A 5,934-nucleotide genomic window follows, 5' to 3' on the forward strand; every position below is an offset into this window, starting at 1 on the left:
GAATGAAGTGAACGACGCGGCCGGGAAGTTCAGCGCCGGGCCGTTCGGGTCTTTGGAGTCGCGGACGGGGACGATGCCGCGTGAGGCGGCGAGGTTGGCGGCGATCTCGACGCAGTTGCCGCCGTTGCCGCTGTACGAGGACTTGAACCAACGGGGGGATTCGGTCGTCACGACGTGCCCTTTCGTAGCTGGTTGATCATGGCCACGGATGCCGCTTGCGACGGCGCTTCGGCCTGTAGCTGATGGTAGGCCCCCAACAGGGGCAGCACGGAAGTGACTTCGCGGTCAAAGTGTCCCTGCGCCTGTGACTCGGCGTACAAGGTAACGGACCGGTCGGCGAGCGTGAGCAGATTGACCGGCAGGAGGAACGCGCGACGTGCGCCCATGTTGAAGGGCGCCACCTGGATGATCCAGTTGGGCAGGGCAGCCATCTCGACCAGCCGTTGGAGCTGGGCCGCCATGACCTTGGCGCCGCCGACAGCCTGAAGGAGGCAGCTCTCGTCCATCACGACGAGCACCATGGGCGGACGGATCCTCACCAGTGCGGCCTGCCGGTCCATGAGGACGGCGACTCGCTCGGCGGCCTGCTCGGCCGTAATGGTGCCGCGCTGCACATCACCGTCCGCCAACGCCTCCGCGTACTCCTGCGTTTGCAGCAGGCCCGGGATGACACCGATCTCGAACAGCCGGATCTCCACGGCCCGTGCCTCGTACTCGACGTACTCCGGGAAGCCCTGCAGCAGCGAGCCGCGCCGCAGTTCGATGTACTCGCGCTCGAACGAGTTTGTGGTGTTGGCCGTCCCGAGGGCGACGTCAAGTCGCCGCGACATGCCGAGAGTTGGCGGCTTGCGACCAGTTTCCAGCGCCGAGATGTGCTGGCTGGAACATCCCGCGCGGAGGGCCAGCTCCTCCTGTTTCCACCCGTGACGTTCTCGCCACCTGCGCACCCGTGCGCCGTAGGCGGCTCGCGGACTGGTTTCCGGTTTCAGTTCCTTGATGTTGACCATGTCGACCCCCGGTCGTCCTTCGTTGCCGTTTATTTGAAGGGCCTCCGACTCTAGGTCACGATGAGCCTATTCGGTAGTGGCGTTGCTACGGAGAGGAGCGAGCCATGGGTATGACGCTTGCTGTGTATCGGATCGATGCGAAGTCCGGGAAACGCATGACCGTACGGAAGCGCTACAACGTTGCTCCGAAAAGCGTGCCGGCGTACGGGAGTTCCGCCTTGCCGCCGTGCGCCTGCGAACGGTGCCGGAAGGACGAAGAAGCGCGCCCCAGTTAGGAGTTGCCCCCTTGTAGCTCAGTCAGGAAGAGCCCGGGGCGCCGCACCACTTCCGTTCATCGTGCGGGCGATCCGACGACTCCGGTTCGATTCCGGACAAGGGGACTTGGCGGCCCGCTACGCAAAACTACGCGTAATTCCGGCCGCATAGCACCACCGCTGTGACGAACGACACATCGTGGAAAGGGGATCCGTATGACCGGCGACAGCAGCGAAGGCGGGAAGGGAAAGGAGGTCGTCGACTGGGAGTGGTTGTCCGCGCGGGAGTTGTATGCGAGCGAACTGGCGTATCGGCGGCAGCAGTCGGGCATGACGCTGGTCCAACTCGGGGAACTCTGTATGTACGAGCAGTCGTACCTGCACCGGCTGGAGAAGGGCGAGCGGCTGGGGACCGTGGAGGCGGCCGGCGCGCTGGACCGGGTGTACGGGACCGGGATGCTGCTGGTGAAGCTGTGGCACCTGGCGAAGCGGGAGACGAAGGACCGGCCGTTCCTGGGGCTGGCGCCGCTGGAGGCGGAAGCCGTCAGCATCCAGGAGTACACGGTCAGCGCCGTACCGGAGTTGCTCCAGACCCGGGAGTACGCGCGGGAGCAGCTGCGTACCGGGCGGCTGAGCGCGGGGCAGTTGGACGCGCAGGTCGCGGCGCGGCTGGCTCGGCAGGAGCGGCTGGCCGGCCCCGACCCGGTGCATTACCGGGTGTTGCTCGACGAGGGGGTATTGCGGCGCAAGGCGGGGGACGCGCAGACGTGGACCGGGCAACTGGAACACCTGATCGAAGTCGCCCAACGGCCCGATGTATTGGTGCATGTGGTGCCGTTCGGGACCGGGCCGCTCCAGATCCGTGGTTCCGTGGAGCTGATCTACTTTCTCGACGGTCGCTCCGTCGCTTACACGCCGAGCAGTTTGAGCGGCCACCTGATCGAAGAACCCGAAGACGTCGAACCGCTGCGCCTGGCCTACGACATGCTTCGCGACACCGCCCTCACCCCGACGGAATCCCTGACGTTCCTCCGCACATTGCTGGACGAGCACACCGGGTGCGGTTCATCGGAAGGTCTCCAGCCGTGAGCGGCGCCAACAGCACGAACGCGGGGATGGGGCTCAGCGACAACCGAAGAGTCCGCTGGCGTCCGTCCTGGCTGAACCAGGAACCCGAAGCGGTCACCTGGGCGCGGGAAAGGGCCGGGTTGACGAAACGGGAACTGGCCGCCGAGGTCGGGATCTCCGAGCAGTTGATGAGCGAAATCGAATCCGGCTGGCGCAACGCCACCCCGCCCAACCTCACGAAAATCGCCCACGCGCTCAACTGCCCAATTGTCGCCCTGGAACGCAAACGCTATACCAGAGGTGTTGGACTTTCGACACCATCGGGAAGCGGAGGTACAGCACCGATGACACAGACGCCAGCACCGTGGGGCACGCAACGAATGGGGCCGTACACGGCCACCACCACGGTCCGGGACCACCGCGGCAATCGCCCACGCTCTTGCCGACCAGTTGGAGAAAGTCCCCGACACGTGAGCACATCGGCTCAGCTCCGCGAAGCCCTGACGGGCGGACTCGCCGAGGAGGGCATCCTGACGGAGCCCGAGTGGCGCGGCGCCGTCGAGTCGGTTCCCCGCGAGCTGTTCACGGGGTCGTACTTCAGGCCGGTGGCGGGCAGCGTTCCGACCAGCTTCCGGCCGGTCCGGGAGCGTGCGCCCGGATGGCTGGAGGGGGTCTACTCCGACGAAACGCTGATCACCCAACTGGACGGCCGGATCAGGCCCGACGACGTGACCGAGGGGGCCGTGACCGGCTCCCCGTCGTCGTCCACCCTGCCGTCGTTGGTGCTGCGCATGTGGCAGCAGCTCGGTGCCGAGACCGGTCACCGCGTGTTGGAGGTCGGCACCGGCACGGGGTACTCGACCGCGATCGGTGCGCACCGTCTCAAGGACGCCCACCTGACCAGCATCGAGTACGACCCGGTGGTGGGTGGTGCTGCCGCGGCGGCGCTCGATGCGGCCGGATACGCGCCCCGGCTGATCATCGGTGACGGCCTGCGCGGTGACCCGGACGGGGGCCGCTACGACCGGCTGATCGCCACGTGTTCGGTCCGGTACATCCCGCTGCCGTGGCTGCACCAGGTGCGGCCAGGCGGAAAGATCCTGGTCACGCTGTCCGGGTGGAGCTACGCCAACGCCCTTGCGCTGCTGGACGTGACCGGCCCCGGGGAGGCCACGGGCCGGTTCCTTCCCGGCTGCACCAGCTTCATGATCGCCCGGCCGCACGACCGCCCACCCCGTCCGACGCTGTCCCTGCTGCCCGGGGAGGAGCGTCCGAGCCGGATCGACCCCGCGAAGCTGGACGACTGGACCGGCGGTTGGGTCGCGCAGCTCGCGGCGCCCTCGGCCGAACGCATGGGGGCGGGGGCGGAGCAGATCCTCTGGGACGTGTCCACCGGTTCGCAAGCCCGGACGGCCGCCGATTCCCGTGGCGGGTGGACCGTCGTCCAGCGCGGTCCCGTTCCTTTGTGGGACCGGGTCGAACGGGCCGTGCAGCGCTGGCAGTCCGCCGACGAACCTCACCAGGAGAAGTTCGGAATCACGGTCTCGGCCGCCGGCCAGCGGGTGTGGCTCGGCACTGAGGACGGCCCCGGGTGGGACCTGCCGATCTGACACGCATGCGGGCCGGGCGGCCGGCAGTGGGTGATGAGGGCGCCGGGGGCCTCCGCCCCATACTTGGGGGCGGCAGCGTGCTCGGTGGGTCCCGCACGCCGCCCCATCCCGCGCCCGTTCCGCGCCCATCCCGCGTCCGTCGCGCGGGACTTCGTCGGCGGCGCCCTCGACCGGCGGTGACGGTGGCAGCGTGGCGCAGGTCACGGCAACCCCTTTCGGCCCGCGGAGAGGTAACGGGTGTGAGGGACACCGGAGATGAGGACGGCCTGCGCCGCCGGGTGCGGGCGGGGGAGCGCGACGCGTTCGCCGAGTTGTACGAGCGGTACGCACGGACGGTCTACAACCACGCGCTGCGGCTGACCGGCGACTGGGCGACGGCTGAGGAGGTCATGTCGGAGACGTTCCTGGCCGCATGGCGGGCCCGGGAGCGGGTGGAGCCGGACGGCCGGTCACTGCGGCCGTGGCTGCTGGGCATCGCGACGCACAAGGCGCACAACGCCAACCGCGGCCGCGGGCGCCGACTGGCCTTCCTGGCCCGGCAGTCGGAACCGCAGGTGGTCGCCGACTTCGCACCGGAGACCGTGGGCCGCCTCGACGACACCCGCCGGCTCGCCGCGGTGCACACCGCGCTCGGCAGGCTGCGCAGGCACGAGCGCGAGGTGCTGGTGCTGTGCGTGTGGGAGGGCCTGGACTACGGCCAGGCCGCGGAGGCGCTGGGCATCAAGATCGGCACCGTGCGGTCGCGGCTGTCGCGCGCCCGGGCCCGGCTGAGCCGGCTGAGCGAGGAGGAGTCGGCGCGGCCGGAACCCTTCCGTGGCCGCGGAGAGGAAACAGGCAAGGCCGTGTTCGCGGCCCTGCCCGTACGGGAGGAGACCCGATGAGTGACACCCCGTCCCGCCCCGGAACCGAGCGTCCCGGAACTGGCCGCCAGGGGACCGAGCGTCCCGGCGACGGTCGGCCTGACGTCACCGAGTTGGCGCGGCTGCTGCCGTCGCCGGCTCCCTGGGACCTCCCGCGCGAGCGCCACCTGCACCACAAGGAACTCCTGATGCAGCAGATCGACCTCGACAGCGCCGCCACGACCACGACCACGGCCGCCCCGCCGGCCGCGCCGACCCCGCGCCGCTCGCGCCGGCCGCGCCCGGCCGTGCTGGTCCCGCTGACCGCCCTCGCCCTGGCCGGCGCGCTGACCGCCGGCCTGGTGACGCGCGGCGGCGGCCACGGAGCCGCCGTCGCCCCGCGGGCCGAGGCACCCGCCGCCCGGCAGGCCACCGCCCTGCTCGACCGGATCTCCGATGTCGCCCTCGCCGGCGACGCGACCCCGGTCCTGGACAGCCAGTTCGTGTACGTCAAGAGCATGGCCGAGGGCGCGGACGAGACGAGCGGCAAGGCCGTGCCCGGCACGCTGCACACCAGGGAGACCTGGTCCTCGCAGGCGCAGGGACCGGTCAAGCGGCTGGGCCTGGTCCGCGAGGAGGGCGAGACCCTTCCGATCAACGCGCAGCTCGGCGACACCGACGGCACGCCGCCCGGCTTCTCCCGCGCGACGTATCGCTGGCTCGCCTCGCTGCCCACCGACCCGAAAGCCCTGTTGGCGTACCTGTACGCCAACACGCCCGGGAAGGCAGGGCAGGAGCAGGACCAGGCGGTGTTCGAAACGATCGGCGGGCTCATCGAGGAGAGCGTGATGCCGCCGCGGACCGCTGCCGCGCTCTACAAGGCGGCGGCCGACATCCCCGGGGTCGTCGCCGACCCGGGTGCGACGGACGCGACCGGCCGGCACGGCGTCGGCATCCGCCGTGACGACACCCGGTACGGGCAGCGCTCCGAGTGGGTCTTCGACGCGGGCGACCTGTCCTACCTGGGCTCGCGCACCTACCTGGTCAAGGACACCTCGCTGGGCCGCAAGGGCACCCTGCTCGCCGCCGACTCCGTGCTGGAGTGGGCGGTGGTGGACAAGGAGGGCAAGCAGCCCACGGCCGCGCAGGTACGTAG

6 protein-coding genes and 2 pseudogenes are annotated in these 5,934 nt (G+C 70.0%); 6 read left to right on the forward strand and 2 right to left on the reverse strand.

Going from position 1 to position 5,934, the window contains the following annotated elements; translation table 11 throughout:
- A partial coding sequence (locus AC13HU_RS30465; protein ID WP_483045204.1) for a DUF397 domain-containing protein occupies positions 1–171 on the reverse strand: 171 nt, incomplete at its 3' end.
- Positions 168–1,007: a helix-turn-helix domain-containing protein gene (locus AC13HU_RS30470; RefSeq protein WP_483045200.1), complete on the reverse strand. Its 840-nt coding sequence runs from the start codon at positions 1,005–1,007 to the stop codon at positions 168–170. The genes AC13HU_RS30465 and AC13HU_RS30470, both read right to left, overlap by 4 nt.
- 282 nt (positions 1,008–1,289) lie before the next feature.
- Here AC13HU_RS30470 and AC13HU_RS30475 point away from each other — a divergent pair.
- The 6 genes and pseudogenes from AC13HU_RS30475 to AC13HU_RS30500 form a co-directional block, all read left to right on the forward strand.
- Positions 1,290–1,387, forward strand: a pseudogene (locus tag AC13HU_RS30475).
- A gap of 90 nt (positions 1,388–1,477) precedes the next feature.
- The gene (locus AC13HU_RS30480; protein ID WP_483045201.1) at positions 1,478–2,350 is read left to right on the forward strand and encodes a helix-turn-helix domain-containing protein; all 873 of its coding nucleotides are present in this window, start codon (positions 1,478–1,480) and stop codon (positions 2,348–2,350) included.
- A 26-nt stretch (positions 2,351–2,376) separates the two neighbouring features.
- Positions 2,377–2,589: pseudogene (locus AC13HU_RS30485) on the forward strand (helix-turn-helix domain-containing protein); the annotation flags it as partial.
- Positions 2,590–2,799: 210 nt separating this feature from the next.
- Positions 2,800–3,939: an ATP-grasp peptide maturase system methyltransferase gene (tgmC, locus tag AC13HU_RS30490; protein ID WP_483045205.1), complete on the forward strand. Its 1,140-nt coding sequence runs from the start codon at positions 2,800–2,802 to the stop codon at positions 3,937–3,939.
- 239 nt (positions 3,940–4,178) lie between these two features.
- The gene (locus tag AC13HU_RS30495) at positions 4,179–4,820 is read left to right on the forward strand and encodes an RNA polymerase sigma factor (RefSeq protein ID WP_483045202.1); all 642 of its coding nucleotides are present in this window, start codon (positions 4,179–4,181) and stop codon (positions 4,818–4,820) included.
- Positions 4,817–5,934 (forward strand): CU044_5270 family protein (locus tag AC13HU_RS30500; RefSeq protein ID WP_483045203.1); only part of this gene is annotated, 1,118 nt, incomplete at its 3' end. The genes AC13HU_RS30495 and AC13HU_RS30500, both read left to right, overlap by 4 nt.

This window comes from Streptomyces sp. NH27, assembly GCF_056859195.1.

Coding starts and splice junctions, on each gene's coding strand:
- AC13HU_RS30470 (WP_483045200.1), bottom strand. CDS start 1,007: ATGGTCAACATCAAGGAACTGAAACCGGAAACCAGTCCGCGAGCCGCC.
- AC13HU_RS30480 (WP_483045201.1), top strand. CDS start 1,478: ATGACCGGCGACAGCAGCGAAGGCGGGAAGGGAAAGGAGGTCGTCGAC.